At 42.1% G+C, this 25,844-nt stretch carries 31 protein-coding genes and 1 pseudogene; 28 read left to right on the top strand and 4 right to left on the bottom strand.

What is annotated here, in order from left to right; all coding sequences use genetic code 11:
• Positions 1–51: 51 nt before the first annotated feature.
• On the bottom strand, positions 52–801 hold the full coding sequence (locus tag SORDD05_RS03930; RefSeq protein ID WP_061417170.1) for a lysophospholipid acyltransferase family protein: 750 nt from the start codon (positions 799–801) through the stop codon (positions 52–54).
• 129 nt (positions 802–930) lie between these two features.
• Between SORDD05_RS03930 and SORDD05_RS03925 the strand changes: the two genes are divergently transcribed.
• The 6 genes from SORDD05_RS03925 (at position 931) to SORDD05_RS03900 (ending at position 8,146) form a co-directional block, all read left to right on the top strand.
• Complete coding sequence (locus SORDD05_RS03925) at positions 931–3,267, top strand: cation-translocating P-type ATPase (protein ID WP_061417821.1); 2,337 nt, start codon at positions 931–933, stop codon at positions 3,265–3,267.
• 102 nt (positions 3,268–3,369) lie between these two features.
• Complete coding sequence (locus tag SORDD05_RS03920; protein ID WP_061417169.1) at positions 3,370–4,047, top strand: tRNA (adenine(22)-N(1))-methyltransferase; 678 nt, start codon at positions 3,370–3,372, stop codon at positions 4,045–4,047.
• Complete coding sequence (locus SORDD05_RS03915; RefSeq protein WP_061417168.1) at positions 4,034–4,831, top strand: Nif3-like dinuclear metal center hexameric protein; 798 nt, start codon at positions 4,034–4,036, stop codon at positions 4,829–4,831. The genes SORDD05_RS03920 and SORDD05_RS03915 overlap by 14 nt, the downstream gene beginning before the upstream one ends.
• A gap of 16 nt (positions 4,832–4,847) precedes the next feature.
• Positions 4,848–5,951 carry an NAD(P)/FAD-dependent oxidoreductase gene (locus tag SORDD05_RS03910; RefSeq protein ID WP_061417167.1) on the top strand — a complete coding sequence of 368 codons (1,104 nt, stop codon included), beginning with the start codon at positions 4,848–4,850 and terminating at the stop codon, positions 5,949–5,951.
• A 208-nt stretch (positions 5,952–6,159) separates the two neighbouring features.
• Positions 6,160–7,179, top strand: a complete 1,020-nt coding sequence (gene galE, locus SORDD05_RS03905; RefSeq protein WP_061417166.1) for a UDP-glucose 4-epimerase GalE — start codon at positions 6,160–6,162, stop codon at positions 7,177–7,179.
• A complete protein-coding gene (locus SORDD05_RS03900) occupies positions 7,163–8,146 on the top strand; it encodes a glycosyltransferase family 2 protein (protein ID WP_081102451.1) in 984 nt (327 codons plus the stop codon). Before galE ends, SORDD05_RS03900 begins: the two co-directional genes overlap by 17 nt.
• Before the next feature lie 82 nt (positions 8,147–8,228).
• On the opposite strand, the gene SORDD05_RS09795 is transcribed toward SORDD05_RS03900, so the two are convergent.
• The gene (locus tag SORDD05_RS09795) at positions 8,229–8,432 is read right to left on the bottom strand and encodes a ferredoxin (RefSeq protein ID WP_002874767.1); all 204 of its coding nucleotides are present in this window, start codon (positions 8,430–8,432) and stop codon (positions 8,229–8,231) included.
• 45 nt (positions 8,433–8,477) lie between these two features.
• Here SORDD05_RS09795 and SORDD05_RS03895 point away from each other — a divergent pair, with 45 nt between their 5' ends.
• The 13 genes from SORDD05_RS03895 (at position 8,478) to SORDD05_RS03830 (ending at position 16,928) form a co-directional block, all read left to right on the top strand.
• Positions 8,478–8,972 (top strand): SAG1386/EF1546 family surface-associated protein, encoded by a 495-nt coding sequence (locus SORDD05_RS03895; protein ID WP_061417164.1) that lies wholly within the window; start codon positions 8,478–8,480, stop codon positions 8,970–8,972.
• A gap of 9 nt (positions 8,973–8,981) precedes the next feature.
• Entirely contained in the window at positions 8,982–9,656 is a 675-nt protein-coding gene (gene cmk / locus SORDD05_RS03890; protein WP_000849393.1) for a (d)CMP kinase, read from the top strand.
• Positions 9,657–9,774: 118 nt separating this feature from the next.
• Positions 9,775–10,281, top strand: a complete 507-nt coding sequence (locus SORDD05_RS03885; RefSeq protein ID WP_061417163.1) for a dihydrofolate reductase — start codon at positions 9,775–9,777, stop codon at positions 10,279–10,281.
• A gap of 201 nt (positions 10,282–10,482) precedes the next feature.
• Positions 10,483–11,715 (top strand): ATP-dependent Clp protease ATP-binding subunit ClpX, encoded by a 1,233-nt coding sequence (gene clpX, locus SORDD05_RS03875; RefSeq protein WP_004240351.1) that lies wholly within the window; start codon positions 10,483–10,485, stop codon positions 11,713–11,715.
• An 8-nt stretch (positions 11,716–11,723) separates the two neighbouring features.
• Positions 11,724–12,311, top strand: coding sequence for a ribosome biogenesis GTP-binding protein YihA/YsxC (yihA, locus tag SORDD05_RS03870; RefSeq protein ID WP_000405203.1), 588 nt, complete (start codon positions 11,724–11,726; stop codon positions 12,309–12,311).
• Positions 12,312–12,320: 9 nt separating this feature from the next.
• On the top strand, positions 12,321–12,701 hold the full coding sequence (locus tag SORDD05_RS03865; protein WP_001140420.1) for a RidA family protein: 381 nt from the start codon (positions 12,321–12,323) through the stop codon (positions 12,699–12,701).
• A 51-nt stretch (positions 12,702–12,752) separates the two neighbouring features.
• A complete protein-coding gene (gene rapZ / locus SORDD05_RS03860; protein WP_061417162.1) occupies positions 12,753–13,643 on the top strand; it encodes an RNase adapter RapZ in 891 nt (296 codons plus the stop codon).
• Positions 13,640–14,617 carry a YvcK family protein gene (locus SORDD05_RS03855; RefSeq protein ID WP_061417161.1) on the top strand — a complete coding sequence of 326 codons (978 nt, stop codon included), beginning with the start codon at positions 13,640–13,642 and terminating at the stop codon, positions 14,615–14,617. Before rapZ ends, SORDD05_RS03855 begins: the two co-directional genes overlap by 4 nt.
• Entirely contained in the window at positions 14,614–15,525 is a 912-nt protein-coding gene (gene whiA / locus SORDD05_RS03850) for a DNA-binding protein WhiA (RefSeq protein ID WP_061417160.1), read from the top strand. Before SORDD05_RS03855 ends, whiA begins: the two co-directional genes overlap by 4 nt.
• 128 nt (positions 15,526–15,653) lie before the next feature.
• A complete protein-coding gene (locus SORDD05_RS03845; RefSeq protein ID WP_185774561.1) occupies positions 15,654–16,049 on the top strand; it encodes a DUF1310 family protein in 396 nt (131 codons plus the stop codon).
• Positions 16,046–16,264 (top strand): hypothetical protein, encoded by a 219-nt coding sequence (locus SORDD05_RS03840; RefSeq protein WP_061417159.1) that lies wholly within the window; start codon positions 16,046–16,048, stop codon positions 16,262–16,264. Before SORDD05_RS03845 ends, SORDD05_RS03840 begins: the two co-directional genes overlap by 4 nt.
• A 47-nt stretch (positions 16,265–16,311) precedes the next feature.
• Positions 16,312–16,707, top strand: coding sequence for a DUF1310 family protein (locus SORDD05_RS03835; RefSeq protein ID WP_061417158.1), 396 nt, complete (start codon positions 16,312–16,314; stop codon positions 16,705–16,707).
• On the top strand, positions 16,704–16,928 hold the full coding sequence (locus SORDD05_RS03830) for a hypothetical protein (protein WP_061417157.1): 225 nt from the start codon (positions 16,704–16,706) through the stop codon (positions 16,926–16,928). Before SORDD05_RS03835 ends, SORDD05_RS03830 begins: the two co-directional genes overlap by 4 nt.
• Positions 16,929–17,061: 133 nt before the next feature.
• Here SORDD05_RS03830 and SORDD05_RS03825 read toward each other — a convergent pair.
• Positions 17,062–18,290, bottom strand: a pseudogene (locus SORDD05_RS03825) (IS110 family transposase).
• A gap of 377 nt (positions 18,291–18,667) precedes the next feature.
• Here SORDD05_RS03825 and SORDD05_RS03820 point away from each other — a divergent pair.
• The 6 genes from SORDD05_RS03820 to SORDD05_RS03795 are packed head-to-tail and all read left to right on the top strand — an operon-like array spanning position 18,668 to position 21,623.
• Complete coding sequence (locus SORDD05_RS03820; protein ID WP_419579797.1) at positions 18,668–18,982, top strand: DUF1310 family protein; 315 nt, start codon at positions 18,668–18,670, stop codon at positions 18,980–18,982.
• A gap of 2 nt (positions 18,983–18,984) precedes the next feature.
• Positions 18,985–19,218 (top strand): hypothetical protein, encoded by a 234-nt coding sequence (locus SORDD05_RS03815; RefSeq protein ID WP_061417155.1) that lies wholly within the window; start codon positions 18,985–18,987, stop codon positions 19,216–19,218.
• 47 nt (positions 19,219–19,265) lie between these two features.
• Positions 19,266–19,670, top strand: a complete 405-nt coding sequence (locus tag SORDD05_RS03810) for a DUF1310 family protein (RefSeq protein ID WP_061417154.1) — start codon at positions 19,266–19,268, stop codon at positions 19,668–19,670.
• Between the two features lie 5 nt (positions 19,671–19,675).
• Entirely contained in the window at positions 19,676–20,929 is a 1,254-nt protein-coding gene (locus SORDD05_RS03805) for an Mbeg1-like protein (protein ID WP_061417153.1), read from the top strand.
• Positions 20,926–21,315: a hypothetical protein gene (locus tag SORDD05_RS03800; RefSeq protein ID WP_155718821.1), complete on the top strand. Its 390-nt coding sequence runs from the start codon at positions 20,926–20,928 to the stop codon at positions 21,313–21,315. The genes SORDD05_RS03805 and SORDD05_RS03800 overlap by 4 nt, the downstream gene beginning before the upstream one ends.
• Before the next feature lie 5 nt (positions 21,316–21,320).
• Positions 21,321–21,623, top strand: coding sequence for a hypothetical protein (locus SORDD05_RS03795; protein WP_061417151.1), 303 nt, complete (start codon positions 21,321–21,323; stop codon positions 21,621–21,623).
• 46 nt (positions 21,624–21,669) lie between these two features.
• Here SORDD05_RS03795 and SORDD05_RS03790 read toward each other — a convergent pair whose 3' ends face one another.
• Positions 21,670–22,638, bottom strand: a complete 969-nt coding sequence (locus tag SORDD05_RS03790) for an NAD(P)/FAD-dependent oxidoreductase (protein WP_061417150.1) — start codon at positions 22,636–22,638, stop codon at positions 21,670–21,672.
• A 136-nt stretch (positions 22,639–22,774) separates the two neighbouring features.
• Between SORDD05_RS03790 and cdaA the strand changes: the two genes are divergently transcribed.
• From cdaA to glmM, 3 genes are read left to right on the top strand one after another with little or no spacing between them, the layout of a single operon-like run.
• A complete protein-coding gene (gene cdaA, locus SORDD05_RS03785; protein WP_061417149.1) occupies positions 22,775–23,632 on the top strand; it encodes a diadenylate cyclase CdaA in 858 nt (285 codons plus the stop codon).
• On the top strand, positions 23,619–24,401 hold the full coding sequence (locus SORDD05_RS03780; RefSeq protein ID WP_061417148.1) for a CdaR family protein: 783 nt from the start codon (positions 23,619–23,621) through the stop codon (positions 24,399–24,401). The genes cdaA and SORDD05_RS03780 overlap by 14 nt, the downstream gene beginning before the upstream one ends.
• A 28-nt stretch (positions 24,402–24,429) precedes the next feature.
• Positions 24,430–25,782 (top strand): phosphoglucosamine mutase, encoded by a 1,353-nt coding sequence (gene glmM, locus SORDD05_RS03775; protein WP_061417147.1) that lies wholly within the window; start codon positions 24,430–24,432, stop codon positions 25,780–25,782.
• Positions 25,783–25,844: the final 62 nt, after the last annotated feature.

Here is a 25,844-nt window from a genome sequence, read left to right as displayed (position 1 = left end):
TTGCTGGATTTTCTCTTAAAATCGAGTTTTTGTCCAGCGGTTCTCATTGTCTTAACCAAGAGCCTCTCTCTTCTTATCTGGATTCCAGATAAAGCTTGCGATGAAGGTAAAGATAATCGTTAGGATACCAACAAGCACTGCAAGGATAAGGGCAGGGATGCGGACAAACCACCATAGTGGGTTTGGTTTTTTATCGTTGTGCCATTGTTTGGTTTCTTCATCCAAACGTTGGAATTCTGCTTGGATACGATCTGCAACCATTTCGATTCCTTCATCATTCATTTTCTTGATGTCTGAGATATCGATTGGATTTCCAAAGTTCATATCGACGCGCTCACGGCTAACCAAGCCTTTCAAGGTCATGGGACCGGTGTAGGTGACAGGCATGATACGGACCTTGGCCATTTTGGCAATCAAGGCTACGCCACCCTTGACATCGTTTGAGTGGCGGCTCCCACTTGGGAACATGATGAGAGAACGGTCGCTTTTTTTGAGGACATTGATAGGAAACTTGATGGCAGAAGCGCTAGGATTTTCTCGGTCGATAGGAAAGGCGCCACACATACGGATCCACCAGCCAAAGATGCGGTTGCTAAAAAGCTCTTTTTTGGCCATAAAGATGAACTGTTTTGGCTTGGTCGCAAAGGCCATATATACAGGATCCCACCAAGTACGATGAGGAGCGACAAGGATATAGTTTTCGTCTCGATTAGGGATTTTATCAGTATTGTGATAGTGGGCATTGCCATTGATGGACCACAAGATCAGCATGACTAGTCCACGCAAATAAGTATAAAACATGAGACCTCCTTCGATTGTATTACTTTTATTATACCTTATCAAAAGACTACTGGCAAACTTTTTCAGTTATCAGCCAACAGTTTTAGATGGGATTAGAATTCTTTTAAAAAAAATGATATGATAGAATTTATGGATAAAAATAAGATAATGGGATTAACCCAAAGAGAAGTCAAGGAAAGACAGGCTCAAGGTTTGGTCAATGACTTTACCGCATCAGCGAGTACCAGTACTTGGCAAATCATCAAACGAAATGTTTTTACACTTTTTAACGCATTAAACTTTGTTATTTCCCTAGCGCTGGCCTTTGTGCAGGCTTGGAGCAATCTGGTCTTCTTTGCTGTCATCTGCTTTAACGCTTTTTCTGGGATTGTGACCGAGCTGCGAGCCAAACACATGGTGGACAAGCTCAATCTCATGACTAAGGAAAAGGTTAAAACGATTCGTGATGGTCAAGAAGTCGCTCTCAATCCTGAAGAATTGGTTCTAGGAGATGTCATTCGTTTATCTGCGGGAGAGCAGATTCCTAGTGATGCGCGGGTTTTGGAAGGCTTTGCGGAAGTCAATGAAGCCATGTTGACGGGGGAGAGTGATTTGGTGCAAAAGGAAGTTGATGCCTTGCTCTTGTCAGGGAGTTTCCTAGCCAGTGGCGCAGTTTTGGCTCAAGTTCACCATGTTGGGGCAGACAACTATGCTTCCAAACTCATGCTTGAAGCTAAGACAGTAAAACCGATCAACTCCCGTATCATGAAATCGCTGGACAAGTTAGCTGGTTTTACTGGGAAGATTATCATTCCCTTTGGTCTAGCTCTCCTGCTAGAAGCCTTGATGTTAAAAGGCCTACCCCTCAAGTCATCCGTTGTAAATTCGTCAACAGCCCTTTTAGGGATGTTACCCAAAGGAATCGCCCTTTTGACCATTACTTCTCTCTTGACTGCAGTGATTAAGCTGGGCTTGAAAAAGGTCTTGGTTCAAGAGATGTACTCTGTTGAGACCTTGGCGCGCGTGGATATGCTCTGTCTGGACAAGACGGGCACCATAACCCAAGGAAAGATGCAAGTGGAGGCTGTTCTTCCACTGACGGAAACTTATGGTGACGAGGCTATTGCCAGTATTCTAACCAGCTACATCGCTCATAGTGAGGATAAAAATCCAACAGCCCAAGCCATTCGTCAGCGTTTCCAAGGACAGGTAGCCTATCCCATGCTTTCGAATCTTCCCTTCTCAAGCGACCGCAAGTGGGGTGCTATGGAATTGGAAGGTCTAGGAACGGTTTTCTTAGGGGCGCCTGAGATGTTGTTGGACTCTGAAGTCCCAGAAGCTAGAGAGGCCTTGGAGAGAGGGTCTCGTGTCTTGGTCTTAGCCCTCAGTCAGGAAGAACTAGACCATCACAAACCACAGAAACCATCTGATATCCAGGCTCTAGCCTTGCTGGAGATTTTGGACCCCATTCGAGAAGGAGCAGCTGAGACACTAGACTATCTTCGTTCCCAGGAAGTGGGACTCAAGATTATCTCTGGTGACAATCCCGTTACGGTTTCCAGCATTGCCCAGAAGGCTGGCTTTGCAGACTATCACAGCTATGTAGATTGTTCGAAAATCACGGATGAGGAATTGATTGCCATAGCTGAGGAAACAGCAATTTTTGGTCGTGTTTCCCCTCATCAAAAGAAACTCATCATCCAAACTCTGAAAAAAGCAGGGCATACAACAGCTATGACAGGGGATGGTGTCAATGATATCCTGGCTCTTCGTGAGGCAGATTGTTCGATCGTGATGGCTGAGGGAGATCCGGCGACTCGTCAGATTGCCAATCTGGTTCTTTTGAACTCAGACTTTAATGATGTTCCTGAGATTCTCTTTGAAGGTCGTCGTGTGGTCAATAACATCGCCCACATTGCACCGATTTTCTTGATAAAGACCATCTATTCCTTCTTGCTCGCAGTTATCTGTATTGCCAGTGCTCTTCTGGGACGGTCTGAATGGATTTTGATTTTCCCTTTCATTCCGATTCAGATTACCATGATCGACCAGTTCGTGGAAGGTTTCCCACCATTCGTTCTGACTTTTGAGCGAAATATCAAACCTGTCGAGCCAAACTTCCTCAGAAGATCCATGCTTCGTGCTCTACCAAGTGCACTCATGGTCGTGTTTAGCGTTCTTTTTGTGAAAATATTTGGAGCGAGCCAAGGTTGGTCTGAGATAGAAATATCAACCCTCCTCTATTATCTCTTGGGGTCAATTGGTTTCTTATCTGTATTTAGAGCCTGCATGCCATTCACCCTTTGGCGTGTACTCTTGGTTATTTGGTCAGTAGGAGGTTTCCTAGCTACAGCTCTCTTCCCAATGATTCAAAAGCTACTTGAAATTTCGACCTTAACAGGACATACACTACCTGTTTATGGGGCCATGATGCTGGTATTTACCTTAATTTTCATTCTAACTAGTCGTTACCAAGCCAGAAAATAAAGAAAGACTGCAATCTGTGGATTGTGGTCTTTTTTAAGGGCAAGATTGCTAGCTAAAATGTGGTATAATAAGAGGCAATAGAGTTTTGGAAAGTGAGAGAAGATGATTTCAAAGAGATTAGAATTGGTAGCTTCCTTTGTGCCACAGGGGGCCGTTTTACTAGATGTGGGAAGTGACCATGCTTATCTACCGATCGATTTGGTAGAGAAAGGCCATATAGAGCATGCTATTGCAGGTGAGGTTGTGGAAGGACCCTACCAGTCCGCGGTCAAGAATGTTGAAGCTCATGGTTTAAAGGAGAAAATCCAAGTCCGTTTAGCCAATGGCTTGGCAGCCTTTGAAGAGGAAGACCAAGTGTCGGTTATCACCATTGCTGGTATGGGAGGGCGTTTGATTGCGACCATATTAGAAGAAGGATTGGATAAACTTGCGAGTGTAGAACGTTTAATCCTCCAGCCCAATAATCGTGAAGACGACTTGCGCATCTGGTTACAAGAGCACGGATTTCAGATTGTAGCAGAAAGCATCCTAGAAGAAGCTGGCAAGTTTTATGAAATTCTAGTGGTGGAAGCGGGACAAATGAAGTTATCAACCAGTGATGTTCGCTTTGGCCCTTTCTTGTCCAAAGAAGTTAGTCCGGTTTTTGTACAAAAGTGGCAAAAAGAAGCAGCTAAGTTAGAGTTTGCTCTTGACCAAATCCCAGAAAAAAATCTGGAGGAACGTCAAGTTCTAGCTCATAAAATTCAAGCCATCAAGGAGGTGCTCCATGTTAGCAAGTGAAGTGATTAAACGCTATGAAGCCTTTTGCCCTCAGGAATTTTCTATGGAGGGAGACAGTCGTGGCCTGCAAATCGGCACTTTGGACAAGGATATCCAAAGGGTCATGGTTGCCCTTGATATACGCGAAGAGACGGTGGCAGAGGCCATTGAAAAGGGGGTGGATTTGATTATCGTCAAGCACGCACCGATCTTTCGTCCTATCAAGAATCTGGTAGCTAGTCGTCCTCAAAATCAGATTTACATTGATTTGATTAAGCATGATATCGCAGTTTATGTCAGTCATACCAATATTGATATTGTTGAGAACGGGCTAAATGACTGGTTTTGCCAGATGCTAGGCATTGAGGGGACGACTTATCTTCAGGAGACAGGTCCTGAACGGGGAATTGGTCGGATTGGAAATATTCAAACTCAGACATTTGGGGAATTGGCCCAGCATGTCAAACAAGTCTTTGGTCTAGATAGTCTTCGAATGGTGCATTATCAAGAGAGTGATTTGCAGAAGCCTATTTCAAGAGTGGCCATCTGTGGTGGCAGTGGGCAGTCTTTCTACTCTGATGCTTTGGCAAAAGGGGCAGATGTCTATATCACTGGGGATATTTACTACCACACTGCTCAGGATATGCTGTCGGATGGCTTGCTGGCACTGGATCCTGGACATTATATCGAAGTGCTTTTTGTGGAAAGAGTCGCAGCACTTCTTACTCAATGGAAGGAAGAGAAAGGCTGGACCATTGATATCATACCTAGCCAAGCATCGACCAATCCTTTCCACCATATCTAGTTAGAAGGTGAAGACAATGAAAAAAGTTGCCATTATTGGAGCAGGGATTGTAGGGGCGACAGCTGCCCACTACCTATCTAAAGAAAGTGAGCTAGAGGTAACCGTTTTTGACCATGGTCAGGGTCAGGCAACCAAGGCAGCAGCAGGAATTATCAGTCCTTGGTTTTCCAAACGCCGTAATAAAGCCTGGTACAAGATGGCGCGCTTGGGGGCTGACTTTTATGTGGATTTGTTGGCTGATTTAGAAAAGTCTGGTCAGAAAAACGACTTTTACCAGCGCTCGGGAGTTTTTCTCTTGAAAAAGGACGAATCCAAGCTAGAAGAACTCTATGAACTAGCCCTCCAGCGCAGAGAAGATTCTCCCTTGATAGGCCAGTTAGCTATTTTGGATCAAGCATCAGCTAATGAATTATTCCCTGGCTTGCAGGGATTTGACCGCCTGCTCTATGCTTCTGGTGGAGCGAGAGTAGATGGTCAACTATTAGTGAATCGTTTGCTAGAAGCCAGTCAAGTCAAGCTGGTCAAAGAAAAAGTGAGTCTGACACCTTTATCATCAGGCTACCAGATTGGCGAAGAGGTGTTTGATCAGGTTATTTTGGCGACGGGAGCTTGGTTGAAGGACATTTTGGAGCCTTTAGGATATGAGGTAGATGTTCGTCCTCAAAAGGGGCAACTCCGAGACTATCAGATTTCTCAAGACATGGAATCATACCCTGTTGTCATGCCAGAAGGGGAATGGGATTTGATTCCTTTTGCAGATGGGAAATTGTCCTTAGGTGCTACCCATGAAAATGACATGGGATTTGACTTGACAGTGGATGAAAGCTTGCTCCAACAAATGGAGGAAGCAGCCTTGCCTCACTATCCAGCCTTAGCTAAAGCGACTTCAAGAGCTGAACGTGTGGGAATCCGCGCCTATACTCGTGATTTCTCACCTTTCTTTGGACAGGTACCTGGTTTAGCAGGTGTCTATGCGGCTAGTGGACTAGGTTCATCGGGCCTCACAACGGGTCCGATCATTGGTTACCATCTAGCCCAGCTGGTCCAAGACAAGGAGTTGACTTTGGACCCAGTAAACTATCCCATTGCAAACTATGTCAAACGAGTAAAAAGTGAATAATACTCAATGAAAATCAAAGAACAAACTAGGAAGCTAGCCGAAGGCTGTACTTGAGTACGGCAAGGCGAAGCTGACGTTGTTTGAATTGGATTTTCGAAGAGTATAAGCATTTTACTGAAATTTTAGCAGGTGGTTTAGGATGGCAAATGACATTCCCTATCAAAAATGATAAAATAAGAAAAAATAATCCGAGAATCGAGGAAAAAAGATGCAAGAAAAGATTTTGGTAACTGGTGGAGCTGGTTTTATCGGAACCCACACTGTGATTGAGTTGATCCAAGCAGGTCATCAAGTTGTTGTGGTGGATAATCTTGTCAACAGCAATCGTAAAAGTATAGAAGTTGTTGAAAGAATCACAGGAGTTGAGGTGCCTTTCTATGAGGCAGATATCCGTGATACAGATACCCTCAGAGATATTTTCAAGCAGGAAGAACCCACTGGTGTCATTCACTTCGCTGGTTTGAAGGCTGTAGGTGAATCAACACGTATCCCTCTTGCCTACTATGACAACAATATCGCAGGAACTGTCAGCCTTCTAAAAGCCATGGAAGAAAATAACTGTAAGAACATCATCTTCAGTTCTTCTGCGACAGTTTACGGTGATCCCCATACTGTACCAATTCTAGAAGATTTCCCACTTTCAGTGACCAATCCATACGGTCGTACCAAACTCATGCTAGAGGAAATTTTGACCGATATCTACAAAGCAGACTCAGAATGGAATGTGGTCTTGCTTCGTTACTTTAATCCAATCGGAGCGCATGAAAGTGGAGACTTGGGAGAAAATCCTAACGGCATTCCAAACAATCTCTTGCCTTATGTTTCACAGGTAGCAGTGGGCAAACTAGAACAAGTACAAGTTTTTGGAGATGATTACGATACAGAAGATGGAACCGGGGTTCGTGACTATATCCACGTTGTAGACCTAGCCAAAGGTCACGTTGCAGCTTTGAAAAAACTCCAAAAAGGTTCAGGCCTTAATGTTTATAACCTTGGAACTGGTAAAGGTTACTCAGTTCTTGAAATAATCCAAAACATGGAAAAAGCAGTGGGACGCCCAATTCCTTACCGCATCGTAGAACGCCGCCCAGGTGATATCGCTGCCTGCTACTCAGACCCAGCAAAAGCTAAAGCAGAACTCGGTTGGGAAGCGGAACTCGACATCACCCAAATGTGTGAAGACGCCTGGCGTTGGCAAAGCAAGCATCCAAATGGATTTGAAGACTAAGATGATGATTTCAATCATTGTCCCTTGTTTAAACGAAGAGGAAGTACTTCCTCTTTTTTATCAGTCTGTTGAAGCACTGCTTCCAGAATTAGGAGCAGAGATCGAGTATGTCTTTGTGGATGATGGTTCAAGCGATGGCACTTTGGAGCTTTTGAAGGCCTATCGGGTACAAAATCCTGCGGTACATTATATCTCTTTCTCGAGAAATTTTGGGAAAGAAGCGGCTCTGTATGCAGGCTTGCAGCATGCGACTGGAGACCTAGTGGTCGTGATGGATGCAGACCTCCAGGATCCTCCTAGTATGTTGCTTGAAATGAAAGCCTTACTAGACCAGAATGCAGATTTAGACTGTATTGGGACACGGAGAACCAGTCGGGAGGGAGAACCCTTCTTTCGCAGTTTCTGCGCTGACATCTTTTACCGCCTCATGCAAAAAATCAGCCCAGTAGCCCTGCCATCAGGTGTTCGTGATTTTCGGATGATGAGAAGATCTGTGGTGGATGCTATTTTAGCCTTGACCGAGTCCAATCGTTTTTCTAAGGGCCTATTTGCTTGGGTGGGCTTTAAAACGCACTATCTCGACTATCCAAATGTCGAAAGACAGGCTGGCAAGACCAGTTGGAGTTTTAGGCAGCTCTTTTTCTACTCGATTGAAGGGATTCTCAACTTTTCAGATTTTCCCTTGAGTATAGCCTTTGTAGCGGGACTTCTATCTTGTTTTATTTCTTTTATGATGACTGTTTTTGTGGTGTTTCGGACCCTTATTTTGGGGAATCCGACATCTGGCTGGACCTCTCTGATGGCTGTTATTCTCTTTCTTGGAGGGATTCAACTCCTGACTATTGGGATTCTCGGTAAGTATATCAGTAAGATCTATATGGAAACCAAAAAAAGACCACTCTATCTCATCAAAGAAAAAAGTGATCTTTCTATTTTCGAAGGGAAAAATAACCAGAAAAGACTATAATTTTACCTAGAAATATGCTAAACTAGTAGATGAAGGGATTAAAGCGATAAAAAGAATCTACAGTATCAATTTCCCTTTTAAACTATGACGGATCTTTGAGAAGTGCACGTGTAGGACAATTTTTGATGGCCTCCAGAACATCGCTGGTCTCAGCGATTTCTCTTTGCAATTCAACTGGATCATCGTAAAATCGAACGATTCCATTATCATGGTAATCAAAGAGTTCAGAATAGGTCTGGCAAAGCCCGCAGGCGATGCACCGTTCGGGTATAAGTGTGACTTTCATATTTATATTGTAATAAGAAAATGCAAAAAAAACAAGGAGTAAGGTATGGAAAAAGAACCGTGGCAAGAAGATATTTATGACAACAGAGAAGAAGAAACAAGATTAGAGCGTCGTCACCGTAAACAAAAAGGAAAAGGTGTTGTTGCCAATCGTGTCTTGACCATTCTAGCTAGCCTCTTCTTTGTAATCGTTGTAGCGATGGTTGTCGTATTGATTTACCTTTCTACTGGAGGAAGTAACCGCACGGCAGCTTTGAAGGATTTTTATGATTCTTCAGCTCCATCGTCAACCTCTAAAGTGGAAGAGTCTTCTTCCTCTACTAGTAAAGCTCAAGAAACGAAAGAATCAACATCTTCAGAGAGCAGTTCAGAAGAACACACAGAGGGTGAAGGAACGCTTACTGTGCAACCTGGAGAAGGAGAAGCAGCTCTCGCTCAGCGTGCAGGGATTTCCATTGCCCAGCTAGAAGCTCTGAATCCTTCTCATATGTCATCAGGAACTTGGTTTGCCAACCCTGGTGATGTCATCAAGACTAGATAGGAGTCGGAAATGAAGACAATTCAAATTGCTATTGATGGTCCTGCTTCCAGTGGTAAGAGTACGGTCGCAAAGATTATTGCTAAGGATTTTGGTTACACTTATCTCGATACAGGCGCTATGTACCGTGCTGCGACTTATATAGCACTCAAGCACCAGTTGGATGCAGGAAATGTAGACCAACTTCTTGAGCTTCTTAACCAACACCCTATTAGTTTTGGACGTTCGGAAACAGGTGAGCAACTTGTCTTTGTTGGCGATGTTGATATTACTCATCCGATTCGTGAAAATGAAGTGACCAACAAGGTTTCAAGCATTGCTGCCATTCCTGAGGTGCGTGAGAAACTGGTTTCGCTCCAGCAAGAGATTGCTCAGCAAGGTGGTATTGTCATGGATGGGCGTGATATCGGGACAGTTGTATTACCACAAGCTGAACTCAAGATTTTCCTAGTTGCTTCTGTTGAAGAAAGAGCAGAGCGTCGTTACAAGGAAAATATTGCTAAAGGGATTGAGACTGACTTGGAAACGCTGAAAGAAGAGATTGCTGCGCGTGACTACAAGGATAGTCATCGTGAAACCTCACCTCTCAAACAGGCTGAGGATGCAGTTTACCTTGACACAACTGGACTAAGTATCCAAGAAGTGGTCGAAAAAATTGAATCTGAAGCAAAAAAATATATGTCCTAGGGACGAGAGGAGCAGGCTAAATGAAGCCTGCTCCTTTTCTCTCTTTTGAGCGCGTTTCAAAACAGTCTTTTTGGGAGAATTTTGATAAAATAGTAATATCAATAAAAAGGACGGAAGCATGACAAAGAAAATCATAGCCATTTGGGCCCAAGATGAAAAAGGGGTGATTGGGAAGGAAGATCGTCTCCCTTGGCATTTGCCAGCTGAGTTGCAACATTTTAAGGAAACAACTTTAAATCACGCCATCTTGATGGGACGAGTGACCTTTGATGGAATGGGGCGTCGTCTGCTTCCCAAACGCCAAACCTTGATTTTGACACGAAACAGTGATGAAGTCGTGGATGGAGCGCTCGTGTTTCAAGATGTGAAGTCTGTTTTAACTTGGTATCAGAGTCAGGAAAAAAATCTCTATATCATTGGCGGAAAGCAGATTTTTCAGGCTTTTGAGCCCTATTTAGATGAAATCATCGTGACACAGATTCATGCTCAGGTGGAGGGAGATACCTATTTCCCTGAGGAGTTTGACTTGTCTCGTTTTGAGACAGTCGCAAGCAAATCTTATACCCGAGATGAGAAAAACGACTATGATTTTACCATCGAATACCGAGATAGAAAGGAAGTCTAATGGAGCGCAGTATATTTGGATTTTTTACAGCTTTTTTGTGTGTAATCTGTATTTTGACTGGAGCACAGGCTTTTCGTAAGAAGCGCTATGGACTATCCGCCTTACTCTGGTTGAATGCTTTTACCAATCTGGTAAACAGTGTCCATGCTTTTTATATGACCTTATTTTAGATAGAATGAAAATATAGAATGGAAGGAAATCATGCCTACAAATAGGAAAAATGATATGATGGTTTATTGCTCATTTTGTGGCAAAAGCCAAGAAGAAGTAAAGAAAATAATCGCTGGGAACAACGCCTTTATCTGTAATGAATGTGTGGAGTTAGCTCAAGAAATCATTCGGGAGGAGTTGGCCGAGGAAGTTTTGGCAGACTTGTCTGAAGTACCAAAACCAATCGAGCTCCTCAATATCTTGAACCATTATGTGATCGGTCAAGATCGTGCCAAACGTGCCTTGGCAGTAGCAGTTTACAACCACTACAAACGTATCAATTTCCACGATACACGTGAAGAGTCAGAAGATGTGGATTTGCAGAAGTCAAATATCCTGATGATTGGCCCAACTGGTTCTGGGAAAACCTTCCTTGCTCAGACTTTAGCTAAGAGCTTGAACGTGCCTTTCGCTATTGCAGATGCAACAGCTCTGACTGAGGCTGGGTATGTGGGTGAGGACGTGGAAAATATTCTCCTCAAACTCTTGCAAGCTGCTGACTTTAACATCGAACGTGCAGAACGTGGTATTATCTATGTGGATGAAATTGACAAAATTGCCAAGAAGAGCGAGAATGTGTCTATCACACGTGACGTTTCGGGTGAAGGTGTGCAACAAGCCCTTCTCAAGATTATCGAGGGAACTGTCGCTAGCGTGCCGCCTCAAGGTGGACGCAAACATCCACAACAAGAGATGATTCAGGTGGATACTAAAAATATCCTCTTTATCGTGGGTGGTGCTTTTGATGGCATCGAAGAGATCGTTAAACAACGTCTGGGAGAAAAAGTCATCGGTTTTGGCCAAAATAACAAGGCGATTGACGAAAACAGCTCATACATGCAAGAAATCATCGCAGAAGATATTCAAAAATTCGGTATTATTCCAGAGTTGATTGGACGCTTGCCTGTCTTTGCTGCTCTTGAGCAATTGACGGTCGATGACTTGGTTCGCATCTTGAAAGAGCCAAGAAATGCTTTGGTCAAACAATACCAAACCTTGCTTTCTTATGACGATGTCGAGTTGGAGTTTGACGACGAAGCCCTTCAGGAAATCGCCAATAAGGCTATCGAACGCAAGACAGGGGCGCGTGGTCTTCGCTCGATTATCGAAGAAACCATGCTGGATGTCATGTTTGAAGTACCGAGTCAGGAAAATGTGAAACTGGTTCGCATCACGAAAGAAGCTGTCGATGGAACGGATAAACCAATCCTAGAAACAGCCTAGAGGTGATTATGGAAATCAATACACATAATGCTGAAATCCTGCTCAGTGCGGCAAACAAGTCCCACTATCCGCAGGATGAACTGCCAGAGATTGCCCTAGCAGGGCGTTCAAATGTTGGCAAGTCTAGCTTTATCAACACCATGCTGAACCGCAAGAATCTGGCCCGTACATCAGGAAAACCTGGGAAAACCCAGTTGCTCAACTTCTTCAACATTGATGACAAGATGCGTTTTGTGGATGTACCAGGTTATGGCTATGCCCGCGTTTCCAAAAAGGAGCGTGAAAAGTGGGGGCGCATGATTGAGGAGTACCTAACGACTCGTGAAAATCTCCGTGCAGTGGTTAGTCTAGTGGATCTCCGTCATGACCCGTCAGCAGATGATGTGCAGATGTACGAATTTCTTAAGTATTATGAGATTCCGGTTATCATCGTTGCGACCAAGGCGGACAAGATTCCTCGTGGTAAGTGGAACAAGCACGAATCAGCAATCAAAAAGAAATTAAACTTTGACCCAAGTGACGACTTCATCCTCTTTTCATCTGTCAGCAAGGCAGGGATGGATCAGGCTTGGGATGCAATATTAGAAAAATTGTGAGAGAAAGAAATGGCAAAAACAATTCATACAGACAAGGCTCCAAAAGCAATCGGCCCCTATGTTCAAGGGAAAATCGTTGGCAATCTTTTGTTTGCTAGCGGTCAAGTTCCTCTTTCGCCTGAAACTGGGGAAATTGTAGGAGAAACTATACAAGAACAGACAGAACAAGTCTTGAAAAATATCGGTGCTATTTTGGCAGAAGCAGGAACAGACTTTGACCATGTTGTCAAAACAACTTGCTTCTTGAGCGATATGAATGACTTTGTTCCTTTTAACGAGGTTTACCAAACGGCCTTTAAAGAGGAATTTCCAGCTCGTTCAGCTGTAGAGGTTGCACGTCTTCCTCGTGATGTAAAAGTCGAAATTGAAGTAATCGCAGAGATTGGATAAGCTAGTTGAAGTTTGGCTCTGCCAAACTTTTTTTGATATAAGGAGAGATAGATGACAAAAAAACAACTTCACCTTGTGATTGTGACAGGGATGAGTGGTGCAGGGAAAACGGTAGCCATTCAGTCTTTCGAGGATTTGGGATATTTCACTATTGACAATATGCCGCCAGCCCTCTTGCCAAAGTTTTTGCAGTTGGTAGAGACCAAGGATGATGACCACAAACTGGCCTTGGTTGTGGACATGCGGAGCCGTTCTTTCTTTTCTGAGATTCAGGCTGTTTTGGATGAATTGGAAAACCAGGATGATTTGGATTTCAAAATTCTCTTTTTGGACGCAGCAGATAAGGAATTGGTTGCTCGCTATAAAGAAACCAGACGGAGTCACCCTCTAGCAGCGGATGGTCGGATTTTAGATGGCATCAAGTTGGAACGTGAACTTTTGGCACCTTTGAAAAACATGAGCCAAAATGTGGTGGATACGACAGAACTCACTCCGCGTGAACTTCGTAAAACCATTGCTGAGCAATTTTCGGATCAAGAACAAGCCCAGTCTTTCCGTGTAGAGGTCATGTCTTTTGGATTCAAGTATGGTATCCCGATTGATGCGGACTTGGTATTTGATGTCCGTTTTTTGCCAAATCCCTATTACCTACCAGAACTCCGTAATCAAACGGGGCTGGATGAGCCTGTCTACAACTATGTAATGAAACATGCAGAATCGGAAAGTTTCTATCAGCACTTGCTCGCCTTGATTGAGCCGATCTTGCCAAGTTACAAAAAAGAAGGCAAGTCCGTTTTGACCATTGCAGTGGGATGTACAGGTGGACAGCACCGTAGTGTAGCCTTTGCCAAGCGAATCGCTGAGGACCTTGCTAAAAACTGGCCTGTCAACGAAAGCCATCGTGACAAAGACCGAAGAAAGGAAACGGTAAACCGTTCATGAGAAAACCAAAAATAACGGTGATTGGTGGAGGAACTGGTATCCCCGTCATTTTGAAAAGCTTGCGAGAAAAGGATGTTGATATCGCAGCCATCGTAACGGTAGCTGATGATGGTGGCTCTTCGGGTGAGCTACGAAAAAATATTCACCAGTTGACCCCGCCTGGTGACCTCCGTAATGTCCTTGTGGCCATGTCAGATATGCCTAAATTTTATGAGAAGGTTTTTCAGTACCGATTTTCAGAAGATGCTGGAGCTTTTGCTGGCCATCCACTAGGAAATATCGTTATAGCAGGACTCTCTGAAATGCAAGGATCTACCTATAATGCTATGCAATTACTCAGTAAGTTTTTTCATACAACAGGAAAGATTTACCCCTCAAGTGATCACCCTTTGACGCTGCATGCAGTTTTTAAAGATGGTTCGGAAGTAGCTGGTGAGAGCCATATTGCGGATCATCCTGGCATGATCGACCACGTCTATGTGACCAACACCTTGGATGATGAAACACCGCAAGCCAGCCGTCGAGTAGTCAATACTATTCTCGAGAGTGATATGATCGTCTTGGGACCTGGCTCCCTCTTTACATCGATTTTGCCCAATATTGTCATTGAGGAGATTGGGCAGGCTCTTTTGGAGACCAAGGCGGAGATAGCTTACGTCTGCAATATCATGACCCAGCGTGGGGAAACAGAGCACTTTTCAGACAGTGACCACGTGGAAGTCCTCCATCGACACTTAGGTCGGCCTTTTATTGATACGGTCTTGGTTAATATCGAGCAAGTTCCTAGAGAATACATGAATACCAACCGTTTTGATGAGTATTTGGTTCAGGTGGAGCATGACTTTGCTGGTCTTTGCAAGCAGGTCCCTCGTGTGATTTCATCCAACTTCCTTCGTTTGGAAAATGGAGGAGCCTTCCACGATGGCGATTTGATTGTGGATGAATTGATGCGAATTATACAGGTGCGAAAATGAGTTTCACAGTCGCAGTAAAAGAGGAAATTCTTGGTCAACACCATCTCAGTCGTTATGAACTATCGGCCATTATCAAGATGTCTGGTAGCATCGGTCTCTCGACTTCTGGCCTGACCTTGTCTGTTGTGACTGAAAATGCCAAGTTGGCTCGGCATCTCTATGAGTCCTTTCTCCATTTTTATGAGATTAAGTCTGAGATTCGACACCATCAGAGAAGCAATCTTCGCAAGAATCGTGTCTACACGGTCTATACCGATGAGAGGGTGCAGGAGCTTTTGGCTGATTTGCGGCTTGCGGATTCTTTCTTTGGTTTGGAGACAGGCATTGACCCTGATATTTTAGCAGATGAAGAAGCTGGACGTGCTTACTTATGTGGAGCCTTTCTGGCAAATGGTAGCATCCGAGATCCGGAGTCTGGCAAGTACCAGTTGGAGATTAGTTCTGTTTATCTGGACCATGCACAAGGATTGGCCTCTCTCCTCCAGCAGTTTTTGCTGGACGCCAAGGTCATTGAGCGCAGGAAAGGTGCAGTTACTTATCTCCAACGTGCAGAAGACATCATGGATTTCTTAATCGTGATTGGGGCCATGCAGGCGCGTGATAATTTTGAGAGCGTCAAGATTTTGCGTGAAACCCGTAATGATCTCAATCGAGCCAATAACGCTGAAACAGCCAATATCGCTCGAACGGTTTCTGCTAGTATGAAGACTATCAACAATATCAGTAAAATCAAAGATAGAATGGGTTTGGAAAATTTACCAGTGGATTTGCAGGAGGTAGCTCAGTTGCGAATCCAGCACCCAGACTATTCTATCCAGCAGTTGGCAGATAGCTTGAGCAATCCCTTGACCAAAAGTGGCGTCAACCACAGACTCAGAAAAATAAACAAGATTGCAGATGAATTATAAAACCACGAATCGGTTGATCCGTGGTTCTTTTCTTGAGGTTATTAAATTGAGAAGAATTTTAAAGGAAGCCAACTCCATAATCTATGGTATACTATAGATGAGTTATACTGTAGCACAAAGGAGGAAACATGAAAATATCTAAAAAAAGTATGATTATTTTATTCAGCATTTTAGCAGTGATTGGAATAGCAGTAGGAGGTTGTAGCATGCACCAATACCAAAAGAAACAAGAAATGATTGCCATTGCGACAAGCGACGAGGCAAAGAAGGTTTATGAAAATCATATGAGGGTAAATGATCCTAAAGCATTAACAGAAGATGGAATCATTAAATCATATGATATTGATACAGAAACTTTAGAGTATAATCCAATGGGAGGACTAATGGTAAGGATATATTTTAATAATGATAAGGAATTAGATTTTCACTTTGGATTAATAAAAGATAATTCAGGGAATTATGAATCTTATGGATATACTGTATCACCTAAATTATCATCTATGTTAAAGGAATCTAAAAAATGAGAAAATATGTCGATGATTCACATCTTCAGATAGCAATGACTGAATATAACGATAACTCAATTAATCATGAGGTTAAGGACCAATATGAAAGAGAACTTGGCACGGTCACCCAAGTCTACAACAATACCACAGGAGCTGGTGAGCAGGTTTATGCAGTTGTAAAAAATTCTGACGAAGAAGCTGAGGATGTAGAGGAAAATTATGCTATACTATGAGTAAGTTAGTCCCTAATTTATTGATAGGATAGCATAAAGGAGGCGCCATGAAAAAACCTAAAAAAAGTATGATTATTTTAATCAGTATTTTAGCAGTGATTGGAATCGTAGTAGGAGGATGTAGCATGTACCAATACCAAAAGAAACAAGAAATGATAGCTATCGCGACCAGCGATGAGGCGAAGAAGGTTTATGAACATTTTATGAAATCGAAAGATCCTAATGCATTTACTAATGCAGGTGTTATCCAGGATTATGTTGTTGATGAAAGTAGCTTAGATTATAATCCAATGGGGGGCTTGATGGTTTCAGTGGTTATCAACAAAGATAATGAATTAAATATAAATTATAATTTGATTGAAAACAAAGATGGCTCATACCATTCAGCATATTATTCTACTTCACCAAAATTATCCAAACTTTTGAAAGGAAATAATGAATGACACAAAATTATGTTAAAGAAAATAACCTTCAAACCGCAATGGCAGAGTATCAGGATAATATGGGCGAGGAAAGAACTTTATATGACCAATATGAAAGAGAACTTGGCACTGTCACCCAAGTCTACAACAATACCACAGGAGCTGGCGAGCAGGTTTATGCAGTTGTCAAAAATCCCAATGAAAAAGCTGATGAGGTACAGGAAAATTATGCTATACTATGAGTAAGTTCGTTCCTAATTTATTGATAGGATAGCATAAAGGAGGAAGTTTGAAAAAAAATAGAAACTAGTTGATTTATTGTTTATCCTGATTTTGGGCGCACTAAAAAGAGGTGTTGAAACCTGATTTTCAAAATTAGATTACGTTGAATCCGTGTTGTTGCGCAAAGCGAATAGCGTCTTGTAGGGACATTGTTTTGTCAGGATTTCGGACTTCAGTAAGACCTTGTAAGATTGGATTGTAGCACTCTTGTTTTAGGAGTACGTGGTAGATAGCGACGAGCAATCTCCGACAAATAGCGATAATAGCCTTTCGATGCCCACGGCGTTTCTTGAGTTTGAGATACTTGTTTCTCAATTCTGGATGCTTATCAGATTTGACAACAGCGTTAGCGACTTGTCCGAGAAAAGGTTTAAGATATTTTCCACCTTTGGAAATGCGAGTGGAATACTTTTTCCCAGCACTTTCGTTGTTGGCAGGAACTAATCCAGCCCAGGAACAGAGTTTACCAGCTGTATCAAAGACAGTCATATCCGCACCAATTTCAGAGATGATTCTGAGGGCAGATAGTTCCTCTTTGAAACCAGGCACGGTTTGAATCAGTTTAACTTGTTCTTGGTACTCTTGTCCGAGTTCTAGAATCATGGTTTCTAAATCCTCTTTACAGATGGCTAGAGCGTCATAATGAGCTTTGATGACTCTGATTTTCTCAGCTTGTTCAGGTGTCAGCTCACCTTCTACAGCGATTTCCAAGTCTTGGACTTTATTCTTCATTCTCTGGTGAACCAGCTGTTCAATGTTTGGTTTTTCCTCAGGATTGTCAAGGATGCTATGAATAATAGCTTGAGCACTTTTTCCGAAAACATCGGAAACGACACTTGCAATCTGAAGATTAGACCAAGTCAGACAGTTCTGGTAACGATTTTTCTCGCTGACTTGAAGCTGGGTTAACTTCATACGATAGCGAAAAAGGTCACGGAGTTGTCTGATTTTAAGAGGTGGGATAAAGCTAGAAGCAACCAAATCATGCTTGAAGAGATCGGCTATCCATTGCGCATCTTTCTTATGGTCTTCTTTCCTCTAATAGCCTTGACATACTTGGGGTGAGCCAAGCAAATGTTGCAGGATTTTTCAAGGATATTGAAGACAGGAATCCAATATTTACCGGTGGATTCCATACAGATATCAAAGCAAGAATAGTATTCTAGCCAATCTCGCAGTTGCACCAAACCATTTGTAAAAGTTGAGAAACGTTTACGATGATACTCAGTAATTCCTTGATTATTGGTGATGGCAATAACCGCTACAACAAAGGTCTTATGCACATCAATGCCACAACAATTAGGATAAATGATTTTTAACATGAGGGGTCTCCCTTCACCAAATTTGAGTCTGCCTATCCCTTGACTGTTCTTTCCTTTCACAAACGAGTCGCTTATTCAATTATAAGTTTACGTGCTCCTAGTCACAGTTAGTTGTGCTTGATGGAAAGAACTACACCTATAAACATGCGAGGTAGTGGCTAACCCACTCACTTATTCACCTCCCCGTGATTTGTAGTGGTGATAGGCTTTCTCACTATTATTATAAAACAAAATAAAGAGCACAACACTTTTTCATGCAGTGTTGTGCCTTGAGTGAAACGAAAGGAATGAATTATAAACATGAAAAAACCTAAAAAAGTATGATTATTTTAATCAGTATTTTAGCAGTAATTGGAATAGCAGTAGGAGGATGTAGCATGTACCAATACCAAAAGAAACAAGAAATGATAGCCATCGCGACCAGCGATGAGGCGAGAAAAATTTATGAAAACCACATGAAGCATAGAGATTCAGAAGCTCTGACAGAAAAAGGTCTAATTAAATCTTATAAAATTGATACGGATTCATTAGAGTATAATCCAATGGGAGGAATGGAAGTAAGAGTCTATGTTAATGACGAAAAAGATTTATGTTTTCAATTTGGTATTGTAAGAAGCAGAGAGGGGAATTTAGAATCCAGTGGCTATGTTACATATCCAAAACTCGCAGAACTTCTTAGGAGCAGTAATTAATTATGGAGAAAGAATACATTAATGATTACCATTTACAAATAGCAATGACGGAATACAGAGATTTGTTTAAAGATGGAGAAGCTGTTACACCTAACAATGACATTCTTGGCACTGTCACCCAAGTCTACAACAATACCACAGGAGCTGGCGAGCAGGTTTATGCAGTTGTCAAAAATCCCAATGAAAAAGCTGATGAGGTACAGGGAGTAAAAGTCTGTTTTTATGTTATACTATGAGTAAGTTAGTCCCTAATTCATTGATAGGATGGCATAAAGGAGGCACCATGAAAAAACCTAAAAAAAGTATGATAGTATTATTCAGTATTTTAGCAGTGATCGGAATAGCAGTAGGAGGATGTAGCATGTACCAATACCAAAAGAAACAAGAAATGATTGCCATTGCAACAAGCGATAAAGCAAAGAAGGTTTATGAAGAATATTTGAATAAAGAAGACCCTTATGCTTTTACTGAGAAAGGATTCGTACATTCCTATCAAGTGAAACTAGATTCATTAAGTTATAATCCAATGGGTGGGTTGATGGTTTCTTTAATAATCAATGATGATGATGAAATGCTTGTGGATTATAATTTAATTGGAGGAGCTGATGGAGATTATACTTCAGCATTTTATGGAAGTACGCCTAAATTTTGGCAGACTCGTGATGAATATTATAAAAAAGAGGAATAATAGTAATGGTGAAAAAATATATTAATGAGCCTCATCTCCAGATAGCTATGACAGAGTATCAACCTAACATGAAAAAAGATAAATATGAGGTCAATACTCAGTACAATCATAATGTAGGGTATGTCACCCAAGTCTACAACAATACTACAGGAGCGGGTGAGCAGGTTTATGCAGTTGTCAAAAATCCCAATGAAAAAGCTGATGAGGTACAGGAAGTTACGGTCCTCTTTCGTGGATCTACGGGCCCAGATCACTTTTTCGAAGAAACAGCAGATTTCTGGAATGATTGGGCAGAAAATGATGCAGTTATAGCCAAGAGAATTATGTTGCAAAAAGACCCTAGCTATCAAGACAAGTCTACCGAACAGCTAAAGGCTTCTGCCAGAGCTTTAAAAGACATCATGGAAAAATATCCCAATGCCAAGATTAACGTCTATGGGCATTCACTCGGTTCCATGGATGCTCAGTATTCTATGGCTGCCTTACAGGCAGATCAAGTCAAACGCATCCAAAAGGCTTTTATCTATAACGGCCCAGATATCTATAGGATACTAAGCCCCGAACAAAGGAAAGTGGTAGACTCCATTAAGACGAGGATCCATAACTATGCTGATCCAGATGATCCTATCAGTATGGTTGGTAGGGATATGGTCAAAGGAAGTATCGGATCGGTTGGCTTAGTTTATTATGTGGACAGTACCAAAGAAGACTTTGTGAACCAACACATGACTTATGGCTACCAGCTGGATAAAAATGGGAAGATCAAAATACTGTCAAACACCAGTACGGTCATTTATAATGACTATTTACTCCAGATGGATAACTATACACTACTCAAGGAGAAACTATCAGAAGGTGGTTATACAAAGGAAGAGCAATTGTTCCTGGATTCGGAGCAAGCAGGTATTGCAGCAGCAAGCATCAGTCTCATGTCTACAGAAGGGGCAAGCATCATTAAAAGTATAAGAGATGAAGCGGTAGAAGATGCAAGAAAAGTACTTGCTTCCTGTAGACAAGTTCCTTGGGGCTTTATCCTTAGTCCGTCAGAGATGGAAAATGCATATATTGAAGGAGGAGCTACCTATGAAACGACTATTGGAGTTATTGAGAAGCTATTAGATCCAGTTGTTGATAAGATATCTCAATTGGAAAAAGATTGTATAGATTTAGAAACTCAGACCAAGAAAGGCATTCAAAAGAAATTAGAAACAGATAAGGAGTTGGCTGAAAAATTTAGACAATGGAAAAAATTGACATGATAGATCAAGAAATTTGGAAAAAGAGACGGCAATTAGAAGAATTGGAGGAAGACTATTATCGCTCACGCAAAAAAATAGAGAATGAAAAAGAAGAGTGTGATTATAGATTGAATGATTTGCATCGGATGCTTGAGGGAAAGCATACAGTAGCAAGTCATATGCTGAGTCAGATAGAAGGGGACACTTCTATGCTACACTATCGGCTGAATCAACTGGCTACAGACTTTAGTCAGCAAATGGATTTAGCATATAGAAAAAGACTTGATCAGCTAGAAACAGAAGAAATAAAAGCAAAACAAAAATATAGCCGAGAATACCGTGAGCTTGATGAGGAACTTACTCGAATTCTGGCTAAACAAAGACATATACAAGATAAAAGAGAGTAACGCAGATGGATTTATTTAATTATATATTTGATTTTGTTTCTGGTGTGGATGATGGTTTTCGTGAAATAGAAAAAGAAATCGAGCGTTTATTTGTTAGGCAGATATTGGCTCCTGCTAAAAAGTATGAAATTAATCAAATCGAGCAAGAAGCTAAGAAAAATACTCGTTTAACCATTAATAGTATCCAAGAAAGTCTAAGTGCGGTAAATAATAAAATAGATGTATCTATGAAGGGCAAGTTTGCCTCAAAAGTTATTGAAACCATAGACAACAAAAAGAAAGAATATGAGAAAGTGTTGGAGGAGTAAAGATAGGAAATTAAAGAACCACGGAGTATTCAATCCGTGGTTTTTTTTATAAACTTGTCGAGTGTTTGGGTTGAACTTTTTGTTCTGGGTCAATGTAGTTAATAGCATTGTTAACAGCTGTTGGAGCTTCACCTAGTCCTGTAGCGATCAAATCAATCTTACCTTCATAGTAACAGCAGTCGCCGATAGCATAGATACCTGCTTGGCTGGATTCTTGCTTGCTATTGACGATAATCTTGTGACGGTTGAGGTCCAGACCCCAATTTTTAAGGTTACCGACAGATGATTTGAAACCATAGTTGACAAAGAGATGGTCTACTTCGATAGTTTCGGTTTCATCTGATTTGACTTTGGTAATTTCTAGTTTGTCGAGTGTTTTACCATCTCCGAGGAGTTGGCTAGGAACGAACGGTGTCTTGATGGTTACAGATGATTCTTGTAGAGCTTGCACACTATGTTCCAAGGCGCGGAAATTATCTCGACGGTGAACGAGAGTAGTTGGGGAAATCTTTTCAAAAGCCAGAGCCCAGTCCACTGCTGAGTCCCCACCACCAAGGATGGTCACCTTCTTGCCTGCGTATTGTTGAATGTTGGATACGTGGTAGTGGATATTTTCATAGTTTTCAACGCCATCTAGTTCGAGCGGACGCGGTTTAAAGGCGCCACCACCCATGGCAATGATGACTGTTTTGGTCAGGTGGCTTCCCTTGTTGGTTGTGATGGTAAAACCTTGATCTTGTTTCTCGATTTCAAGAACGGTTTCGTTGAGATGAACAGGTGTTTCAAAGCCGTTTAGCTGTTCAATCAGGCGATTGGTCAACTCTTCTCCAGTTAAGTTTGGAAAACCTGGCACATCAAGGATTTGCTTCTCAGGGTAGAGGATAGCTGGTTGACCACCGAGCTGGGGAAGGGAGTCGATGATTTGGACTTTGGCTTGACGTAGGTGGGCGTAGAAGGCAGCAAAGAGGCCGACTGGACCACCACCTACAATGGTAATATCATAGAGTTGAGACATGATTTCTCCTTCGTTTTTTCTAATCAGTTTATTTTATCATATTTTTAATCAAATTAAAATGAAGTAGGATAGGGAAAAAATTGTTAGAAAATGGTATAATAGGACGGAACGTGTTTTGATAGGGAGGGAACTAGGGATGAATTTTCAGCAATTTTCCAACTTGCAATACTGGACGAGTTTATTTTCAAGCCCTTGGAGTATCGTCATCAATCTGATTGATATTCTGATTGTGACTTATATTTTGTATCATTTTACAAAGGCCATTGCAGGTACCAAAATCATGATCTTGGTTCGGGGAGTTTTGGTCTTCATTCTAGCCCAGATTCTCTCTAATATGATTGGTTTAACGACCATTTCTTGGTTGATCAATCAAATCATCACCTACGGGGTCATTGCAGCGGTGGTCATCTTTTCACCAGAGATTCGGACTGGTTTGGAGCGATTGGGTCGGGCTACTGATTTCTTCTCCAATGCCCCTATTAGTGCGGAAGAGCAGATGGTTCGTGCATTTGTGAAATCAGTTGAATACATGAGTCCTCGTAAGATTGGGGCGCTTGTAGTGGTTCAGCGAGTAAGAACCTTGCAGGAATACATCTCGACGGGGATTCCCCTAGATGCCAAGATTTCAGCTGAATTGCTCATCAACATTTTTATTCCTAACACTCCCTTGCACGATGGAGCGGTCATTATACGAGAAGATCGGATTGCCGTCACCTCAGCTTACTTGCCACTAACTGAAAATACAGAGATTTCCAAAGAGTTTGGAACGCGTCACAGGGCGGCGATTGGTTTGTCGGAAGTGTCAGATGCTCTTACCTTTGTGGTTTCGGAAGAAACGGGTGGAATCTCAATCACCTATAATGGAGTCTTTAAGCACGATTTGACCTTGGAAGAGTTTGAATCTGAACTGAGAAGAATTCTGCTTCCAACATCAGAGGAAAAACATGGTCTGAAAGAGCGCTTGTTAGGAGGATTGAAACATGAGAAAAAATAGTCTTTATATTATTTCTTCCTTCTTTTTCGCCTGCATCCTCTTTATCTATGCGACTTCTACAAACTATCAGAATAATAATAGTGCCAGACAGGTGCGGACGGAAACCTATACTAATACAGTACTCAATGTACCAATTGATATCCACTATGACAGTGAACAGTACTTTATTAGTGGCTTCACGTCAGAAGTAACGGTTTTCTTGACAGGTTCCAATCGAGTTGCTTTGGCAAGCGAAATGCAGGAAAGTACGCGCAAATTCAAGGTGACAGCTGACTTGACAAATGCTGGTGTTGGAACAATAGAAGTTCCTCTAAACATAGAAAATCTACCAAGTGGTTTGACCGCTGTTGCAACACCGCAAAAGATAACAGTGAAGGTCGGTAAAAAAGCAAAACGAGGCAATGTAATCGTTGTTCCAGAGATTGATCCTAGCCAGATTGATTCTCGTGTGAAAATCGATACAGTCACTGTGTCAGATGAAAAAGTAACGGTTATTAGTGATGAGGAAACCCTCTCCAAAGTAGATCGTGTCATTGCCATCTTACCGACGAGTGAACGGATAACTGGAAACTACTCGGCTTCTGTTCCTCTTCAAGCAGTTGATAAAAATGGAAATGTCTTGCCAAGTGTCATTATGCCGTTTGACACAACTATGAAAATTACAACAAAAACAACAGCGTCTAGTTCGAGTAACTCGTCAACAAGTTCCTCAGAGGGCGGTTCGTCTTCAACGAGTTCAGAAACGAAATCAGATTCGTCTAAACAATAATAAATAATAGAAAAGGATGATAAATAAAATGGGTAAATATTTTGGGACCGATGGAGTCCGTGGAGAAGCAAACGTAGAACTGACACCAGAATTGGCCTTTAAATTGGGACGTTTTGGTGGTTATGTTCTTAGCCAACACGAAACGGAAGCCCCTAAAGTTTTTGTAGGACGTGATACACGTATCTCAGGAGAAATGCTAGAATCTGCCTTGGTGGCAGGTCTTCTCTCTGTAGGAATTCACGTCTACAAACTCGGTGTCCTTGCAACACCAGCAGTAGCATACTTGGTAAAAACTGAGGGAGCCAGTGCAGGTGTCATGATTTCCGCGAGCCACAACCCAGCCCTTGATAATGGAATTAAATTCTTTGGTGGGGATGGCTTCAAACTAGATGATGAAAAAGAAGCAGAAATTGAAGCCTTGCTGGATGCTGCTGAAGATACTCTTCCTCGTCCAAGTGCAGAAGGCTTGGGAACATTGGTGGATTACCCAGAAGGTTTGCGTAAGTATGAAGGCTACCTTGTTTCAACTGGAGCTCCTCTTGAGGGAATGAAAGTGGCCTTGGACACAGCAAACGGTGCAGCATCTACAAGCGCCCGTCAAATCTTTGCAGACCTTGGGGCTCAAATAACTGTTATCGGTGAGACACCAGATGGTCTGAATATCAACTTGAATGTTGGTTCAACACACCCAGAAGCTCTTCAAGAAGTGGTCAAAGAAAGCCAATCAGCTATTGGTTTGGCCTTTGACGGAGACAGTGACCGCTTGATTGCTGTTGATGAAAATGGCGACATCGTCGATGGTGATAAGATCATGTACATCATCGGGAAATACCTTTCTGAAAAAGGCCAGTTGGCTCAAAACACTATTGTGACAACGGTTATGTCTAATCTTGGATTCCATAAGGCCTTGGATCGCGAAGGCATCAATAAGGCAGTCACTGCGGTTGGTGACCGCTATGTTGTCGAAGAAATGAGAAAATCAGGCTACAATCTTGGTGGTGAACAGTCTGGTCATGTTATCTTGATGGATTATAATACAACAGGTGATGGTCAATTATCAGCTGTCCAATTGACCAAAATCATGAAAGAAACAGGCAAGAGCTTGTCTCAACTAGCATCAGAAGTGACGATTTACCCACAAAAACTGGTCAATATCCGAGTGGAAAATGCCATGAAAGAAAAAGCTATGGAAGTACCAGCCATCAAGACAATTATCGAAAAGATGGAAGAAGAGATGGCAGGGAATGGTCGTATCCTTGTCCGCCCAAGTGGTACCGAACCCCTCTTGCGTGTCATGGCAGAGGCCCCTACGACAGAAGAAGTCAACTACTACGTAGATACGATTGCTGCTGTTGTTAAAGATGAAATCGGAATTGACTAAAGCCTAGAAAACTAGATGAAATGATAAAAATGTGGTACAATTGCATAGTAATTGTAGCAATG

This window comes from Streptococcus oralis, assembly GCF_001578705.1.
GTDB classification, from domain to species: Bacteria; Bacillota; Bacilli; order Lactobacillales; family Streptococcaceae; genus Streptococcus; species Streptococcus oralis_J.
The sequence above is the reverse complement of the archived record's forward strand: the minus strand, read 5'-3'. Positions and strand labels throughout refer to the sequence as shown.